Genomic DNA, 16,065 nt, shown 5'->3' with positions numbered 1-16,065 from the left:
GACGGCGTGGTCTATGAGTTCGATGGCGGGATCGGCATCCACAAGAAATGGGGCGACTCGGGCGGATCCTGCGACAATGCGTGCAAGGCGTGGGTGTCGGCATGCGTACTTTCCAGGATCAACCACCTCGGGATCCCGACCCCCATCTCGATGCGAGGGAACAAGAGCGAGCTGTCCTCCGACTCGGCGGAGCGGGCCGCGTACGCGACGCGCGAAGGGGCCTACTATGGCAACATCTTCGCGAATCCGCCTCTTTACTACGCTTGCCTGTCACCCGATCAGACCTCGATCCAGCGGGTGTGCGGGTCATCGCTGGACGACTGCGTCGTCACGGCCGTCGGCAGCTGCCGCGACGCGTGCGACAAGCCGCAAGGCGATGGGAGCTACTCGAACTGCCGCGATCAACCGCGCAACGCCTCCGGCAAGTTCCCGAGCGGCACGAGCACCTATAACGGCTCGATCACCATCTTCTTGCAGTAGAGGACGCAACGGCGGGCGCAGGACGTTTCAGGCGGGTTCACCGCAGGCGGCGCCAGCCGTCGCGTCGCGCCGCGTCGCGCAGGTGCTCGCCCATGCCGTAGGCGAAGCGCAGCCCGACCGTATCCACGGTCGAGATCTGACGGTCCAGGAACAGCGAAAGCTGCCATTCTTTGGACGAGAACGGCATCGCCCATTCGGCCGCAAAGTACGGGTCGGCGTGGTCGTTCTGAAACGTGTTCGCCTGGCCGAGCCTGTCGAACCCGACCCCCACCTCCAGGACCACGCTGGGCAGCGGGAACAGGCGTCCGCCGATCGCGGCGCGCCACAGATCCTCGAATCCGCGAGCTCGTTCGTGGTGCGCCATGGCCACGAACGAGAGCTCCTGGGTAGCATGGGCTTCGAGCTGAGCCGTGGCGAGCGCCGTATCGATCCCCACGTAGCGGCGATAGCCGCCGTGAACACCGAGCGAAGCCCAGCCGAGGTGTCCGACGACGGCGAGGCCGATCTCTGCCACCGGCTCTTCCGCGAGCGTTCCGATCTCGGTATCGAGCACGGCGATCACCGCATCCGAGATGCGCTCTGCGCCCCGAAGGCGCGCGGCGAGCAGCGCCGCGTCACCGACGCGGCCTGCTTCGGCGTCGATCGAGAACCCCGGAGCGTAGCCGGCGCGGGCGCTGCCCCCCGCGCCATGAGGCGGCGCGTCGGCCCACGGGCTCTTGCTCGGCTCACCGCGGAGCACCGCGTACTTCAGCTCCAGCCCAGCGCCGTAGCCGTCGTACGCCGGGTTGTGCGGGCCGAGCCCCTGGCCGTTGGACAGGTGCGCCGCGAAGCCCTTGACCCCGACAGACCAGCGATCGTCGAGGGGAACGTCCGCCCCGACGCCGAAGCTGACGAGCCCCTCGTAGACATCGCCTCCTGGCAGGAACGGTCGCCGGGGAAAGAGGAGCAACCCGAGGCCAGTGTACACGTAGGGTCGCACGGACCAGGTCGGCCACGGCGAGAGCCGCAGGCCGAGCTCGCCGCCCCAACCCGAGCGCGCCGGCGGGCCGAGCTCCGCTGTCCCGGCCGTGATCAACCCGAGCGCCGCCGCGTGGGCCTCCAGCGTGGGAGCCAGCTGAAACCGCATGCCGATGCCGTCGATCTCGAGGCTCATGCCGGCGACGCGGTCCACACCGAACGCAAACCGCTGGTCGACGAGGACGGCGCCACGCCAAGCTTGAAGCGGAGCGGGCTCGGGCGCAGTCTCCGCGGCTTCTGCCGCGCCGGCGCTCGAGAACAGGAACCCGATCGCGCCCAAAGCACCCCTGTGGCATCGCCTTCCCATGCGCCCCTTGTTCAGCACCATCGGCCCCTGCATCCCAGACGAGCAAGATACGCTGCCTTCGGCGGATTGACCCGACCTTGTCGTGCAGCGGACGGGCCGGCTGCTGAGGCGCGCCACGGGGGCCAGGGCGATCGGGGCCACGTCGGCCGATGCACGCGCCGGGCCCACCAATGAAAAAGAGGCGCTCGGTCTCCGAGCGCCCCTTCCGGTCTCATTGCGCCGTGCGATGCAGGAGACGAACCGAGACCAGGTTCGCGGTGATCGGGTTACAGCGCTTGCACCCGATGTTCCCGCAGGGGCCCGCCGCATGTTGCCTGGTGCGGACGGTCGCCTTTCGCAGCCGCCTCGCTCGGAGCTTCGCGCGCCGGCTCTTCGTGTTCTGCCCCGCCGCCTTCCATGCTTCGTACTTCGCTCTCTCGGCGGCCTTGCGCGCGCGCTTCGCCGCCCTCCGATGCCGCTTGGCCTCGGACTTCTTCCTCTTACTCATGGGACCACCCAACGCCGCTTCAGGGATCTCGCGGAGTAGGCGGCCGGGGACGGCGCCCGCGGCTCATTTCAACCGGGCGCGGCGTCCCCGAGCACGCCCGGATACGGGGTACCGGGCTAGCGCGTGACGATGCCTCCGCGTGACAACGTCACGCGCAGAGGACGAGGGTGTTCTTCATCGAGCTCCTCCAGCCGAGTCGCAGGTCGGTTTGACGACGCCAGAATGAGAGAGGCCGCCTCCGGATCCCCGGGGCGGCCTCTTGAACGCGTCGCGCGCTCCGTCGCCCGTCAGCGGGGCTCGCTCGCGGGATGGGCCGTGAGCGAGAAAGGGGAGGCGGCAAGGACGACCATAACGACGGCGGAAGGATGCATCGAATCGAGCCGGCCGTCAAGGGTCTTGAGTCGAATCAGCACGTCTTCCATCTCCATTGCGCGCTCCTTTCCTCGTCGCCCTCGCGGAGGACGGGAGACGCCGGCATCGCTCAGCGAAGGCCGGACAGCGCGCGGAGGCAGACCTCGATGCCGGCGCGGAGGTTGCCGTGTGTGGTGACGCCCGAGAGGTCGACCCCGAGGCCACACATGGATTGGGCGACGGCGGGCCCGATGCCGGTGAGGACGCCGCTCGCGCCGAGCAGGCGGATCGCGCGGACGATGCGGACGAGGTGGTCGGCCGTCGCGGCGTCGACGCTCTCGATGCCGGTGACGTCGATGATGGCGAAGCGAGCGCCTGTGCGCACGACCTCGTCGAGGAGCTTTCCGGTGACGTCGGCCGCGCGGGCGTCGTCGAGCGCGCCGATGAGGGGCACGGCGAGCACGCCCTCGGCGACCTGGAGGATGGGCGTGGACAGCGCGCGGATGAGCGCCTGCTGGCGCTGGATGACCGCGAGCTGACCGGCGATGGCGTGCTTCTGCCGCTCGAGCTCGGCGATGGTGGCGGTCATGTGCTCCTCGTGCTCCCGCTGCGCCGTGATGTCCGTCCCAATGGCGAGGATGTGCGCCGTGCCGTCCTGCTCGACGAGAGGCACCTTGACGACGGACATCCACCGCGTCTTGCTGTTCGGGCGCGTGACGGGGTAAACCCGCGAGACCGGCTGCATGCGCGCGAGCACCTCCCGGTCCATCTCGCCGACGACGGAGAGCTCGGCGTGGGAGCGCGGCAGATCGTCAACGGTCTTACCCACCGCGCCCTCCACCGTGGTGTTGTACAGCTCGGCGTAGCTCTTGCTGACGAGCTTCATCTTGCCGTCGCGATCCTTGACGGTCACGACGATCGGGATGGTGTCGAGCACGAGGCGGATGAACTGCCGCTCGCGCTCGAGGGCGAGCTCTGCCTCCTTGAGCGCGGTGGTGTCGATCCGCAGGCCGACGAAGCCGCCGTCGGGGAGGCGCCCGCTCTTGAGCGTGATCCAGCGGTCCCCGAACCGCCGCACGAAGACGTCCCCGGGGCGGCGATGCTCCGCGAGGCGAGCGGCGACCCACTCCTCTTCGCCGAGGCCGCTGTGGAGGTGGATCCCCTTCCGGCAGCCCTCGCGGACGACCTCTTCGAACGTATTGCCCATCTGAATGGCGGCGGCACATTCGGGGTAGAGCGATTTGTACGCCGCGTTGAAGAAGCGGAGCCGCTCCTCGGCATCGTAGATGACGAAGCCGACGTCGAGCGCCTCGATGGCCGCGCGCAGGCGCGCTCCTTCCTCGCACGCCGCCCGCTCGGCCCGGCGTTGCTCGGTCACGTCGCGCAGCGCGAGGAGCACGGCGGCGCACGCGCCCGCAGGGTCGACGAGCGGGCTGAGGCTGCCTTCGGCGAGGACGGCGCGCTCGTTCGCGAGGTGGAGGGTGAAGTCGGGCGGCAGGGCGCGCGGGGCGCGATCGCGGAGCACCTGCTCGAGCAGCGCGCCGAGGGGCGCATCGGGCCGCAGGACCTCATCGACGGGCCTTCCCAGCGCCGTCGCCCCGGGCGTGGAGGAGAGGCGCTCGGCGGCGGGGTTCAGCGCCAGGATCCGACCGCTTCCATCGAGCATGAGCAGCGGGTCGACGCTGCAGGTGAAGGCGAGCGAGCAGAGATCAGCAGGAGCGTCGCTAGGCATCGGGAGGAGCGTAGAGCAAGAGCCCCTCAGGGTGTCAGCCTCGGTGACCTCATGACGCATCGACAGGCAGCGGAGCCGCTGGTCGAGCTCAGCCCGGGCGCGGTCCCGTGAACCGCGCGAATCGTCGGACGACGGCCGCTGCCGGCGCCGCGCCACCTGGACCACCGCGCGCCGCGGCGCACCGGGTTGCCCTCCTGGCATTGCCCGCCCATGCACCCTCACACTGTGTGATTCATCCCTCCATTCCTTTCCTCGTCGCTGAGCTCGTCAGGTCACTTGTGCTGTTGTCTTCACCAGAAGGGCTGTCGGCCAGAGCGGGACGTTGGCCGCGAGTCGGCGCAAGCGCGAGAGCGGATCCAGAGAGCACCGCTCCACGCTCTCGACGAGGGGGCGTGTCGACGATTCGGCAGCCTCCGCGCCCGCCTCCGCCCCGACCCCCATCGCGGCAGCAAAAATCCTGTCGCCTGAGAACGGCTCGCCTCGAGGCATAGGCGGGTATGCCTATGCCTCGAGCCGGAGGGCTCGGGTACGAAGTCGTTGCATCACCGGGTCCGTCACGCTCCACCAGCTACGTTCAAACACCGCATCGGTTCGGCTGCCGCCGGCTGCAACCATCCCGGGCAACGGGAACGAAACGGGAGGTTTCCCCATGGGCGCATCGCCCCCTAACGCGCCGCGCGGCGCCGTCACGCTGTCGCTGTGCTTCTTGATCGCGCTGCTGGAAGGGTTCGACATCCAGGCGGTCGGCGTGGCCGCCCCCCTGCTGATCCCCGCCCTCGGCCTGACGCCAGGGCAGGCGGGCGTCGTGTTCGGGGCCGGCATGGTCGGGCTCGTCTGCGGCGCGCTGGCCGGCGGCTGGATGGCCGACCGCATGGGCCGGAAGCCGCTGCTGATGCTGGCCGTCGGCGTCTTCGGCCTGTTCACGCTGGCCACCGTGGTGGCGGGAGGGCCGGTGTCGCTGGGCCTCTACCGGCTCCTGGCGGGGACAGGGCTGGGGGCGGCGATGCCCACCCTGGTGGCCATCGCCCTGGAGATCGCGCCGGCCGACCGGCGGACCCGCACCACCACGTTGATGTTCAGCGGCATGCCGGCCGGCGGCGCGCTGGCGGCGCTGTTCGCGGCCGGCTTCCTGGCGCGGTTCGGCTGGCAGAGCATCTTCGTGGCCGGCGGCGTGCTGCCGCTGCTGCTGCTGCCGGTCATGGCGCGGCTGATGCCCGACAGCCGCACCGCAGCGGCCAGCGGCGCCCAGCGGCCGGGCGGAGGGGATGCGCTGTTCGGCGATGGCCGGCTGCTGGTCACGCTGCTGGCCTGGTTCACCTTCGGCCTGACGCTGCTGGTGCTGTATCTGCTGCTGAACTGGCTGCCGTCGCTGGTCGCCGCCAAGGGCCTGGGCGGAACGGGGGGCGCTGGCGCCGCCTTCGCGTTCAATGTCGGCAGCGTCATCGGCTGCTGGGTCATCGGATTGCTGGTGGACCGGCTCGGGCCGCGCCTCCCCATCATCGCGGCCTATCCCGCCCTGGCCCTGTCGCTGTTCGGGCTGGCGGGGGCGAGCAGCCTGCTTCCGGTGCTGGTGCTGGCAGGCCTGGCCGGTTTCTTCCTGCTGGGCGCGCAATATTCGCTCTATGGCGTCATCCCGCTCTATTACCCGGCGCGGGCGCGCGGGCTGGCCACAGGGGCCTCCATCGCCGCCGGCCGGCTGGGTTCCATCGGCGGGCCGCTGGTGGCGGGCCACCTGCTGGGGCAGGGCTGGGGCCCCGCCGGCGTGGCCATGGCCATGGTGCCAGTGGTCCTGTCGGCCGGCGTGGCCGCGGCGGTGATGACCATTCGTGGACGTCATGCCGCTGATTGAGCAAAGGGCGGAGGCGATCCGCGCCCGGCAGCGCGCCGGGCGCCATCCGGGCGGCGGCGCCTTCGGCCTGCGCCGTCCCGGGGGTCGCCGCCCGCTGGATCGTTCGAGAGGACTGGCTGCTGCAGGCGCTGGCGGCGCTGTTCGTCGCGCGCTTCGCCCGCTTGGCGGCGGCTTCAACGAGGTGCGGCGTCGAGCCGCATGTCTGCGGGAGGACTCATGCAGGTAATCGTCGCGGGCGCCGGGATCGGCGGCCTGGCCGCAGCTCTGGCGCTACACGCCTCGGGTCATGAGGTGACGGTCTTCGAGGCCGTGCCCACCATCCTGCCGCTCGGGGTCGGCATCAACCTCCTGCCCCACGCCGCCGAGGTGCTGGACGAGCTGGGCCTCGTCGAGGCCTTGATGGCCCACGGGGTGGCGACCCGCGAGCTTGTCTATTTCAACCGCTTCGGCCAGCGCATCTGGGGCGAGCCGCGCGGCCGCTTCGCGGGTCACGCCGCGCCGCAGATCTCCCTGCACCGCGGCGCCCTGCAAGGCGTGCTGTTCGACGCCGCCGTCGAGCGGCTGGGCACAGACCGGGTGATCTGCGACCGGCGCCTCCTCGCCCACGAAGAGGCCGAGGGCCGCATCGTGGCGCGCTTCGTCGACCGCGAGGGCGTGGTCAGGACGGTTCCTGCCGATCTCCTGATCTGCGCCGACGGCATCCATTCGGCGGCGCGCGCCGGCCTCTATCCGGACGAGGGGCCGCCGGTCTACGGCGGTCGCATCCTGTGGCGGGCGACCAGCCTGGCGGCGCCCTTCCTCACCGGCGCCAGCATGATCATGGCCGGGCACCAGGACCAGAAGTTCGTCGCTTACCCCATCTCCCCACCGGGGCCGGACGGCCGCCAGACGATCAACTGGATCGCCGAGCTCACCGTCGCCGAGAGCCTGCGACGGGAGGACTGGAACCGGCGGGGCGATCCCGCCGACTTCCTGCCCAGGTTCGAGGCCTGGCGCTTCGACTGGCTGGATGTGCCCGGCCTGATCCGGAACGCCGACGCGATCTACGAGTTTCCGCTGGTCGACCGCGATCCGCTGCCGCGCTGGAGCCATGGGCGCATGACGCTGCTGGGGGACGCCGCCCATCCGATGTATCCCATCGGCTCCAACGGGGCGAGCCAGGCCATCCTGGACGCCCGCGCCCTGGTCCGCGCGCTCGCCGCCCACGCCGATCCCGTGGAAGCGCTGGCCGCGTACGAGGCGCAGCGCCTGCCCGCCACCGCCGCCATCGTCGCGGCCAACCGCGGCAACGGTCCGGAGCAGTGCATGCAGATGGCCCAGGACCGCGCGCCCGACGGATTCGACCGTATCGAGGACGTCTTCGCCCCCGGCGAGCTGGAGGCCATCGCCGCCCGCTACAAGGTGCTGACCGGGCTGAAGCGCGCCTCGGAGCCCCGCGCGTGAGCCCTCCCCTCATCCCTCTGATGACGCTCGAGGTGGCGGTGGCCCCGCCGGTCACCGTCAATCCGAGCTCGCCCGGCCGGCGCTTCATCCCGATTGTCGGCGGCACGGTGGCCGGCGGCCTCGAGGGGCGGGTGCTGCCGGGCGGCGACTGGCAGACGATCTGGGCCGACGGGCGGATGGACATCTCCGCCCACTACATCCTCGACATCGCCGGCCATGGAACCGTGGAGATCCTCTCCGAAGGCGTCCGCGCCGGGCCGCCGGAGGTGCTGGCGGCGCTCGGGCGCGGCGAGGCCGTGGACCCCGGGCTCTACTACTTCCGCACCGCCATCCGCATGCGCACCTCGGCGCCAGGGCTCCTGCGGCTGAACGCCCTGCTGGCCCTGTCCGTGGGCGAGCGGCTCGCCGACCGGGTGCGGCTCACGGTGTACGAGATCGGCTAGGGGGCGCGAGCGCGGCTGAGAGCTTCAAGGCCTCGGATGGCCTGACACGGAGAACGCATGAGCACACAGACGAGAGCGGCGAGACGCCGGGGCGATGTCGGCGCAGGGTTCTTGGCCGTCATCCTCGGCATCACCTCCTTCCATCGCCCGGCAGGGGCACAACCGCCGCCCGAGGCGCCGCCGGCGCCCGCGGGCGAAGCTCCGGCGATCGCGGCCCCCGCTGCAGACGCGAGCGCGGCGCCAGCGCCGCCTGCGGAAGCCAACGCCGGCGCGCCGGCGCCTGAGAGCGCTGCCGGGCCCGGTGCAGCTGCGACGGCACCGCCGGCGGACAAGGAGCCATGGAAGAAGCCGGTCAGCGTCGCGGCCTGGGCCCGCGTCGGAGGTCGCTTACAGAACCCCGGCGAGCGCGAGAAGATGGACCGGCTGCTCGGGGACGGAGAGCTGGATCTGTCGTTTTCAGGCGAAATCAACCGATTCATCGGCCTGCAGGGCGCGGTCGTCGCTCAGTTCGGGCCGACCCCGACCGGGGGCAACATCACGGGCAGCGTGACCATCCGTGACGTCATCGCCAAGTTCCAGTTTCATGATCTGCTGAACGTCTGGATCGGTCGAATGATCGTGCCGTCGGATCGCTCCGCCTTCTCCGGGCCGTGGTCGATGGGGCCGTGGAACTATCCCGGGTTCTTCGAGCCCTATGCGCCGCCGATCGGGCCGAGACAGGGGCCTTTCGGGCGCAACGATGGGGTGACCGCCTGGGGCAAGGCGGCGGGCGGCCTGTTCAAGTATTACGTGGGGGCCTTCAACCTGCATGACTCTTCGGTGAGCCCGCTTTACACGGCGAGGCTCAACCTGAGCGTGCTCGACCCGGAGCCAGCCTATTACCAGAAGGCCACGTACCTCGGGGAGAAGAGCATCCTCGCGCTCGGCGTGGCGGGTGAGGTGCAGAAGGAAGGTTCGGTCGAATCGCTGCCGCCCCCTGCGGCGGGCGAGCCCGCAGGCATCCCGCGCAAGGATACCTACGGCGAGGTCAACGCCGACCTGCTGTTCGAGAAGAACCTCGGCGCGGCGGGCACCCTCACGCTCGAGGGCGCGTTCTACAAGTACTTCGGAGACTTCGAGAGGTTCGACTACTCTTATTTTGCGCTCGCGAGCTACCTCACGCCGAGCAACGTCGGGGTCGGGAAGTTGCAGCCTCTGGTCCGACTGCAACAGGCGAAGCCGAAGAACGCCGACTCCTATCTGCTCATCGATGCCCAGGTGGGCTACATCATCGAGGGGCACGCCGCGCGTGTCGCGCTCGGCTATCAAAGGAGCGATCTGTCGGGGGCGAAGGGGAACGCCCTCTTCCTCGGTGTCCAGCTGCAGAAGTGATCCCCGGGACGATGGGGGGGCGCGCCCACGATCCACGGCATAGGCGCGTATGCCTATGCCGCGAGTCAGAGGGATCGGGTACGAGATCGTTGCAATCACCTCCATGGCGCGCCGCGCGAGATCGTGGGGCGCCGTGAAACCATCCAATCCGGTGTTCATGCGGATCCGTTCAACCGGTCACCCGGTGCACAGCGCGCAAACGAGGACGAGCCCTGGCAGGCGCGACGGGATTCCTGCTCGTCCGGCGGAGACGAAGCGACTGCCGGGGCGCCATGGGGAGCTCGCACACGCATGAAGCTCGCCTCTCTCCGCGGCCCCGGCCGCGATGGCACGCTCGTCGTCGTCCGTCGCGACGGCCTCGCTTATGCCCCCGCCGGCGCCGCCCTCCCCACGCTCCAGGCCGCGCTCGACGACTGGGAGCGCGCCGAGCCCGCGCTCCGCCGCATTGCGGACGATATCGAGCGGGGCGACGCGCCGGTGACCCCGCTCGCCGTGGAAGATCTCGCTGCGCCGCTGCCCCGCGCGTACGAGTGGGTCGACGGCTCGGCGTACATCCACCACATCATGCTCGTGCGCAAGGCGCGCGGCGCCGAGCCCCCCGAGACGCTGACGACCGATCCGCTCGTGTACCAGGGCGGCTCCGGCGTCCTCCTCGGCCCGACCGACGACATCGTCCTGCGCGACGAGGCCTGGGGCCTCGATTTCGAGGCCGAGGTCTGCGCCGTCCTCGGCGACACCCCGCAGGGAACGCGCCGTGAAGAGGCCCACCGGCACATCCGCCTCTTCCTGCTGGCCAACGACGTGACGCTGCGCAACCTCGTGCCCGCCGAGCTCGCGAAGGGGTTCGGGTTCTTCTGCTCCAAGCCCGCCACAGCGTTCTCGCCGTTCGCGATCACGCCCGACGAGCTCGGGGACGCGCTCCGCGACGGACGCGTCCACCTGCGGCTCCGCTCGACCTACAACGGCGCGCTCATCGGTGATCCCGAGGCCGGCCCGGAGATGCATTTCTCGTTCTTCGAGCTCATCGAGCACATCGCCAGGACCCGCGGCTTCACGGCGGGGACGCTCCTCGGCAGCGGCACCGTCTCGAACCGGGACCCGGCGCGCGGCGTGTCGTGCCTGGCCGAGAAGCGCATGCTCGAGATCCTCTCGGACGGCGCGGCCACGACGCCTTTCATGAAGCCAGGAGACACGATCATGATCGAGATGCTGAATCGCGCGGGAGAGAGCCTGTTCGGGCGCATCGCGCAGCGGGTGGTATCCGGATGAGCGCCAAGGTGGAGTCGATCGGCATCAAGCGGGTGGAGGCGCTGCACTACTACGTGCGCGACCTGGAGCGGAGCCGCAGGTTCTACACGGAGAAGCTCGATTTCCAGGAGATCGCCGCGAGCTCGCCGGAGCTCACCGCGGCGGCGGCGCAGCGCTCGGTCGTCTTCCAGGCCGGCGAGTGCGTCGTCGTCTGCTCGCAGCCGATCGGCGAGGGCGGGCGGGCGTGGCGCTACCTGCGCAAGCACCCCGACGGGGTGGGCACGGTCATCTTCGAGGTGGAGGACATCGACCGCGCCTTCCGGCTGCTCGACGGCCGCGGGGGCACGCCCATCGACGAGATCCACCGGGCGACGGACGAGGGCGGCACCTTCGCCTCGTTCTCGATCACGACGCCGTTCGGCGACACCACCTTCCGCTTCGTGGAGCGGCGCGGCTACCGGGCGCTGTTCCCCGGCTGCGTGGCCTACGACGCGCCGCGCGGGGGCGAGAACCGCTTCGGGATCGCCCGGTTCGATCACATCACCTCGAACTTCCAGACGATGGCGCCCGCCCTGCTCTGGATGGAGCACGTGCTCGGGCTCGAGCCGTTCTGGCAGATCGCGTTCCACACGAACGACGTCGCGAAGGACACGGGCCACGGCTCGGGCCTGCGCTCGGCCGTGATGTGGGACCCGGCCTCGGGCGTGAAGTTCGCGAACAACGAGCCTTACCGGCCGCACTTCAAGAGCTCGCAGATCAACGTCTTCAACGAGGAGCACCGCGGCGACGGGGTGCAGCACGTGGCGCTCGCCGTGGAGGACATCCTCGCCGCCGTGCGCGCGATGCGCGGCCGGGGCGTGGAGTTCATGCCGACCCCGGCCGCCTATTACGACATGCTGCCCGAGCGCCTGCAGCGGCTCGGTATCGGGCAGATCGACGAGGACGTGGCGGCGCTGCGCGAGCTCGAGGTGCTCGTGGACGGCGACGGCGCGAGATCGTACCTCCTCCAGATCTTCCTCAAGGAGTCGTCGGGCACGCACCGCGATCCCGACGCCGGGCCGTTCTTCTTCGAGCTCATCCAGCGCAAGGGGGACCGCGGCTTCGGCGCCGGCAATTTCCGGGCGCTGTTCGAGAGCATCGAGCGGCAGCAGAAGGCGGGGCACGGCTGATGCTCGATCGCGTCGTCGCCGGGATCGTCCCGCCCAAGCACCACATCGCCCTCCGGAGCGAGGCGGGGGATCTCCGCTACGAGGAGTGCCTGACGCGGGCGGGCTTCGACGGCCCCTACACGATCGCCTACCACGAGCGCCGGCCGCACGAGCATCGGGTCGCGGAGGCCGCGCACGGCTTCACGCTGCCGGTCGCCGCGCCGGCGCGCCCGCTGGCGAAGCGGCACTACCGGTCGCAGGATCTGCCGCGGCGGGGCGGGCCCGCCGTCGACTGCCGCGTGCCGCTGCTCTTCAACGACGACGTGGTGATCGGGCTCGCCCAGCCGGACGCGGCCGATCCTGTGTACTTCGCGAACGCGGACGCCGACGAGCTGTTCTTCGTCTTCCACGGGGGCGGCGTCCTGCGCACGATGCTCGGCGATCTCCGCTTCGAGCAGGACGACTACGTCGTCATCCCGAAGGGGCTCTTCTACCGCTTCCTCCCGGACGCCGCGCCCCAGCGGTGGCTCTCGATCGAGGCCGCGGACATCCACCTCCCGCACAAGTGGCGCAACGAGGTCGGCCAGCTGCGGATGGACGCGCCGTACTCGCACCGTGATTTCCGGCGGCCCACGTTCGTCGGCCCCCTCGACGAGGGCATCCGCGCGCTCGTCGTGAAGCGCGGCGGCGCCTTCCACGGCTTCACCCTCGAGCGCTCGCCGCTCGACGTCGTCGGCTGGGACGGTGCGGTGTACCCGTTCGCGTTCCCGATCCAGCGCTTCCAGGCGCGCGTCGGGCTCGTCCACCTGCCTCCGGACTGGCACGGGACGTTCGCCGCGCGCGGCGCCCTCGTCTGCAGCTTCGTGCCGCGCCCGACCGACTTCCATCCGGAGGCGATCCCCTGCCCGTATCCCCACGCGTCGGTCGATTGCGACGAGTTCCTGTTCTACTGCCGCGGCAACTTCACCTCGCGCCGCGGCGTCGGCCCCGGCAGCATCTCGCACCATCCGGCCGGCGTCCCGCACGGGCCGCACCCGGGCGCGTACGAGGCGAGCCTCGGGGCCCGCGAGACGAGCGAGCTCGCGGTCATGCTCGACACGATCCGCCCGCTCTCGGCCACCGCCGCCGCGCTCGCGGTGGAGGACCCGGGCTACCAGGACAGCTTCATCGCGGGCTCATGATCGGGGTCAGGCGCTCGGCCGACGATCGTCTCGTTGGACTCCAGCGCTCGCCGTACGCCGTGAATCGACCAGGGACAGGCGACAGCGCGCTACTCGAGATGCCACACCACGATGGCGATCGTCAGCGAGCCGAGCACGCCCGTGACGTAGATCGCGGCCGCGTGCTCCGGGAAGACCGCGGCGGCCGCCGCGCACGCCGCGCAGAGCGCGGCGGCTAGCCAGCTCGCCCTCGGCAGGCTCGGCGCGGCGGTCGCGTGGACGGCCGCGAAGAGGAGCAGGTTCGTCGCGAGCGCGCGCTCCACGGGCTCGTCCGTGATCACGGCGAGCGCCCGGTGAAGGAGCATCGCGACGAGCAGCACCTTCACCACGTGGCCGATCCGCCGGTTCACAGCGCTCTTCGAGAGAGGGCGGCGGAAGACCCGGAGCAGCGTGAGCCCCGCGAGCGTCGTGACGCAGCCCATGGCGAAGAGGTCCACGGGGCGGACCACCGGGACGACGCGGCCGATACCCACCGTCGCCATCACGACGCCGAGGGCGCCGATCAGGAGGCCGAAGCGGATGCGCTCGCGCCTGGAGACCGTGAGATCGAACTCGGAGCTCCTCGCCAGCTCGTCGGCGAGGACGCTCAGCAGATCGTCGAGCCTCGGCCACCGCTCCTCGGGCCGAGCGCGGAGCCCGCGCGCGAGCGCGCCGCGGACCCGCGCGGGCACCTTCGAGCCGGCCGGCGCCGGCCTCAGGAGATGGCGCCGCGCCCCGTCGAGCCGCGCCCGGACGTCGTCGCCCTCGAACGGCGGCTCCCCGTAGAGCGCCTCGTAGAGCGTGGCGCAGAAGCTCCACTGATCGCTCCTCGCCGTCGCCGGCTTTCGCTCGGCCTGCTCGGGGGCCATGTACGCCGGCGTCCCCATGAGCGTGCTCCCGGCCGTGAGCGGCGCTCGGAGCGCGTCCTCCCCGGGGATCTCGGCTCCGGGGCCCCCGCTGGAGAGGGGCCGCTCCTCCTCGACGTGGAGGCGGGCGAGCCCGAAATCGGCGATGCGCGCCCGGCCATCCTTGCCGATCAGGATGTTGTCCGGCTTGACGTCGCGGTGGACGAGCCCCTCCTGGTGCGCCGCCGCGAGGCCGCGGCCCGCCTGGATCCCCGCGGCGAGCGCGGCCTCCCACGCGCGGGGCTGCTCGCCGCGCAGGTCGCGCAGCGTCCGGCCGTCGACGAACTCCATCGCCACGAACACGCCCCGCTCGTGCTCGCCGATCTCGTAGATGGGGACGACGTTGGGGTGCGAGAGCCTGGCCATCACCTGCGCCTCGCGCACGAGGCGGGCTCGGTCCTCCGGATCGAACCTCCCCGGCGCGATGAGCTTGAGGGCGACGCGTCGGTCGAGCTCCGCGTCGTAGGCCGCATAGACGACGCCCATCCCGCCCTGGCCGGCCTTGGCGAGCACCGTGAACCGCCCGATGCGCGTGCCGGGGCTCAGCGATTCGTCGCGGCCGGGGAGGGCGACGGCGGCGCCCTTCAAGAACCCGTCCGGCTGCTCACCGTCGCTCCGGAGCAGGCTCCACACCTCCCTGAGGAGCTCCGGGCGGCCCGCGCACCGCGCCTCGAGGAACGCCCGGCGGTGCTCGTCGCGCTCATCGAGCGCCGCCTCGAAGAGCGCCTCTACCTCGCGCGGATCAAGGGGCGGGCTCATCTCCGCCGTGGAGCGCCCGGTAGAGCCACGCCTTCGCGAAGCGCCAGTCGCGCTCGACCGTGCGCGTCGTCACGCCCGAGAGCTCGGCGATCTCGTCCTCGGTCAGGCCCGCGAAGTACCGCAGCATCACGATCTCGGCCTTGCGCGGGTGCTCCTGGCTCATCTTGCGCAGGGCATCGTCGAGGGCGAGGAGGTCCTCGACGGGGAGATCGAGCGCGAGGGGCAGCTCGTGCATGTCCTCCTCGGGGACGCGCACCTGATCGCCGCCCCGCTTCCGGGCGGCCTTGTGGCGCGCGTAATCGACGAGGAGATCGCGCATCGCCTGGGAGGCGGCGCCGAAGAAATGGGCGCGGCTCTGGAAGCGGGCCTCGCCGTCCCGGAAGAGCTTCTCGTACGCCTCGTGGACGAGCGCGGTGGGGCCGAGGGTCTGCCCGGCGCGGAGGTGGCGGACGCGGGCCAGGGCGATGGTCTTGAGCTCGGCATAGACGGCGCGGAGCAGGGCGTCCGCGGCGTCCCTCTGGCCCTCCTGGGCGGCGTGCAGGAGGCCCGTGATGGCCTCGCCGGCGCTCGGTCCGGGGGCGCGTCGGTCGCTCGCGTTCATGGGGGGCGCCTCGATCAGGCCGGAGCGTACACCAAGTGGCCGCGCCGACGAGCCCGACCGCGCGCGGCGATCTCACGTCGCCTTGCGCTTGCCCGACCGCGCCTTCTGCTGCGCCGGCGCCCTCTGCTTCGTCCGCTCGGGTTCCGCCGCCTTCTCGGGCCGCGTGGCCAGGGCCACGACGCGGCCGAGCTCCTCGCGGAGCGCGTCGGCCCTGCTCTCGCCGAGCTGCTCGCGGACGTGCTTCTGCGTCCGCTCCCACAGCGGGAACGCCGCCTCGATCGCGCGCTCTCCCTGGCGCGTGAGAGAGATGATGCGGACGCGCGCGTCGCCGGGCGCCCGCGCCACGCGGAGCAGGCCCGCCTTCTCGAGCGGCACGAGGTTCCTCGTGAGCGTCGTGCGATCCATGACGAGCCCGTCCGCGAGCGCGCTGAGCTGCACGCCCTCGTCGCCGCACGTCGCGACCGCGGCGAGCATCGTGAGCTGCGTCGACTGGAGCCCAGCCGCGCGCAGGCTGTCGTCGTAGAGCCGCGTCAGCGCGCGCGACGCGCGGCGGACGCGCACGAGGGCGCACTGGCTCGCGATGATCTGGGCGGCGCGGGCAAAATCGGTCACCAGTGTATCTACACCGTTTCGACCGGGTCCGTCAAATCACGGCCTGGATGGCGGCTTGACATCCGTTCAGGTGTAGCTACACCTATCTCGTCCTCGACGACGTGGATCCGCCT

The 16,065-nt window shown here is 71.1% G+C and carries 15 protein-coding genes; 8 read left to right on the top strand and 7 right to left on the bottom strand.

The window, feature by feature from the left end; translation table 11 throughout:
- Window positions 1-6 precede the first annotated feature (6 nt).
- Window positions 7-480: a hypothetical protein gene (locus tag WMF11_RS27815; protein ID WP_437972858.1), complete on the top strand. Its 474-nt coding sequence runs from the start codon at window positions 7-9 to the stop codon at window positions 478-480.
- Window positions 481-517: 37 nt separating this feature from the next.
- Here the strand turns inward: WMF11_RS27815 and WMF11_RS27810 are convergent, their stop codons facing one another.
- The 4 genes from WMF11_RS27810 to WMF11_RS27795 form a co-directional block, all read right to left on the bottom strand.
- Window positions 518-1,633: a hypothetical protein gene (locus WMF11_RS27810; protein WP_437972857.1), complete on the bottom strand. Its 1,116-nt coding sequence runs from the start codon at window positions 1,631-1,633 to the stop codon at window positions 518-520.
- Window positions 1,634-2,015: 382 nt separating this feature from the next.
- Window positions 2,016-2,291: a hypothetical protein gene (locus WMF11_RS27805; protein WP_437972856.1), complete on the bottom strand. Its 276-nt coding sequence runs from the start codon at window positions 2,289-2,291 to the stop codon at window positions 2,016-2,018.
- A gap of 287 nt (window positions 2,292-2,578) precedes the next feature.
- Window positions 2,579-2,719: a hypothetical protein gene (locus WMF11_RS27800; RefSeq protein WP_437541213.1), complete on the bottom strand. Its 141-nt coding sequence runs from the start codon at window positions 2,717-2,719 to the stop codon at window positions 2,579-2,581.
- Window positions 2,720-2,772: 53 nt separating this feature from the next.
- Entirely contained in the window at window positions 2,773-4,374 is a 1,602-nt protein-coding gene (locus WMF11_RS27795; protein WP_437972855.1) for a PAS domain-containing protein, read from the bottom strand.
- Between the two features lie 649 nt (window positions 4,375-5,023).
- Here WMF11_RS27795 and WMF11_RS27790 point away from each other — a divergent pair.
- The 7 genes from WMF11_RS27790 (at window position 5,024) to WMF11_RS27760 (ending at window position 13,057) form a co-directional block, all read left to right on the top strand.
- Window positions 5,024-6,223 carry an MFS transporter gene (locus WMF11_RS27790; protein ID WP_437902299.1) on the top strand — a complete coding sequence of 400 codons (1,200 nt, stop codon included), beginning with the start codon at window positions 5,024-5,026 and terminating at the stop codon, window positions 6,221-6,223.
- A gap of 216 nt (window positions 6,224-6,439) precedes the next feature.
- Entirely contained in the window at window positions 6,440-7,666 is a 1,227-nt protein-coding gene (locus tag WMF11_RS27785; protein WP_437972854.1) for a flavin-dependent oxidoreductase, read from the top strand.
- The gene (locus WMF11_RS27780) at window positions 7,663-8,109 is read left to right on the top strand and encodes a DUF3237 family protein (protein WP_437541203.1); all 447 of its coding nucleotides are present in this window, start codon (window positions 7,663-7,665) and stop codon (window positions 8,107-8,109) included. Before WMF11_RS27785 ends, WMF11_RS27780 begins: the two co-directional genes overlap by 4 nt.
- 57 nt (window positions 8,110-8,166) lie before the next feature.
- The gene (locus WMF11_RS27775; RefSeq protein WP_437972853.1) at window positions 8,167-9,480 is read left to right on the top strand and encodes a hypothetical protein; all 1,314 of its coding nucleotides are present in this window, start codon (window positions 8,167-8,169) and stop codon (window positions 9,478-9,480) included.
- A gap of 291 nt (window positions 9,481-9,771) precedes the next feature.
- Window positions 9,772-10,749 (top strand): fumarylacetoacetate hydrolase family protein, encoded by a 978-nt coding sequence (locus tag WMF11_RS27770; protein ID WP_437902296.1) that lies wholly within the window; start codon window positions 9,772-9,774, stop codon window positions 10,747-10,749.
- The gene (locus tag WMF11_RS27765) at window positions 10,746-11,897 is read left to right on the top strand and encodes a 4-hydroxyphenylpyruvate dioxygenase family protein (RefSeq protein ID WP_437972852.1); all 1,152 of its coding nucleotides are present in this window, start codon (window positions 10,746-10,748) and stop codon (window positions 11,895-11,897) included. Before WMF11_RS27770 ends, WMF11_RS27765 begins: the two co-directional genes overlap by 4 nt.
- Window positions 11,897-13,057: a homogentisate 1,2-dioxygenase gene (locus WMF11_RS27760; protein ID WP_437972851.1), complete on the top strand. Its 1,161-nt coding sequence runs from the start codon at window positions 11,897-11,899 to the stop codon at window positions 13,055-13,057. Before WMF11_RS27765 ends, WMF11_RS27760 begins: the two co-directional genes overlap by 1 nt.
- A gap of 89 nt (window positions 13,058-13,146) precedes the next feature.
- Here WMF11_RS27760 and WMF11_RS27755 read toward each other — a convergent pair whose 3' ends face one another.
- The 3 genes from WMF11_RS27755 to WMF11_RS27745 all read right to left on the bottom strand — a co-directional run bounded on the left by WMF11_RS27755 (window position 13,147) and on the right by WMF11_RS27745 (window position 15,952).
- On the bottom strand, window positions 13,147-14,739 hold the full coding sequence (locus WMF11_RS27755; RefSeq protein ID WP_437972850.1) for a serine/threonine-protein kinase: 1,593 nt from the start codon (window positions 14,737-14,739) through the stop codon (window positions 13,147-13,149).
- Complete coding sequence (locus tag WMF11_RS27750) at window positions 14,723-15,340, bottom strand: ECF-type sigma factor (RefSeq protein ID WP_437972849.1); 618 nt, start codon at window positions 15,338-15,340, stop codon at window positions 14,723-14,725. Before WMF11_RS27750 ends, WMF11_RS27755 begins: the two co-directional genes overlap by 17 nt.
- 72 nt (window positions 15,341-15,412) lie before the next feature.
- Window positions 15,413-15,952 (bottom strand): MarR family winged helix-turn-helix transcriptional regulator, encoded by a 540-nt coding sequence (locus tag WMF11_RS27745; RefSeq protein WP_437972848.1) that lies wholly within the window; start codon window positions 15,950-15,952, stop codon window positions 15,413-15,415.
- Between the last annotated feature and the right edge of the window lie 113 nt (window positions 15,953-16,065).

This window comes from Sorangium sp. So ce295 (assembly GCF_051527405.1).
GTDB lineage: Bacteria > Myxococcota_A > Polyangia > Polyangiales > Polyangiaceae > Sorangium > Sorangium cellulosum_B.
This window is presented reverse-complemented; position numbering and strand designations above follow the sequence as displayed.

Coding starts and splice junctions, on each gene's coding strand:
- WMF11_RS27750 (WP_437972849.1), bottom strand. CDS start 15,340: ATGAACGCGAGCGACCGACGCGCCCCCGGACCGAGCGCCGGCGAGGCC.
- WMF11_RS27805 (WP_437972856.1), bottom strand. CDS start 2,291: ATGAGTAAGAGGAAGAAGTCCGAGGCCAAGCGGCATCGGAGGGCGGCG.
- WMF11_RS27755 (WP_437972850.1), bottom strand. CDS start 14,739: ATGAGCCCGCCCCTTGATCCGCGCGAGGTAGAGGCGCTCTTCGAGGCG.
- WMF11_RS27785 (WP_437972854.1), top strand. CDS start 6,440: ATGCAGGTAATCGTCGCGGGCGCCGGGATCGGCGGCCTGGCCGCAGCT.
- WMF11_RS27800 (WP_437541213.1), bottom strand. CDS start 2,719: ATGGAGATGGAAGACGTGCTGATTCGACTCAAGACCCTTGACGGCCGG.
- WMF11_RS27765 (WP_437972852.1), top strand. CDS start 10,746: ATGAGCGCCAAGGTGGAGTCGATCGGCATCAAGCGGGTGGAGGCGCTG.
- WMF11_RS27770 (WP_437902296.1), top strand. CDS start 9,772: ATGAAGCTCGCCTCTCTCCGCGGCCCCGGCCGCGATGGCACGCTCGTC.
- WMF11_RS27795 (WP_437972855.1), bottom strand. CDS start 4,374: ATGCCTAGCGACGCTCCTGCTGATCTCTGCTCGCTCGCCTTCACCTGC.
- WMF11_RS27810 (WP_437972857.1), bottom strand. CDS start 1,633: ATGAGCCTCGAGATCGACGGCATCGGCATGCGGTTTCAGCTGGCTCCC.
- WMF11_RS27760 (WP_437972851.1), top strand. CDS start 11,897: ATGCTCGATCGCGTCGTCGCCGGGATCGTCCCGCCCAAGCACCACATC.
- WMF11_RS27790 (WP_437902299.1), top strand. CDS start 5,024: ATGGGCGCATCGCCCCCTAACGCGCCGCGCGGCGCCGTCACGCTGTCG.
- WMF11_RS27775 (WP_437972853.1), top strand. CDS start 8,167: ATGAGCACACAGACGAGAGCGGCGAGACGCCGGGGCGATGTCGGCGCA.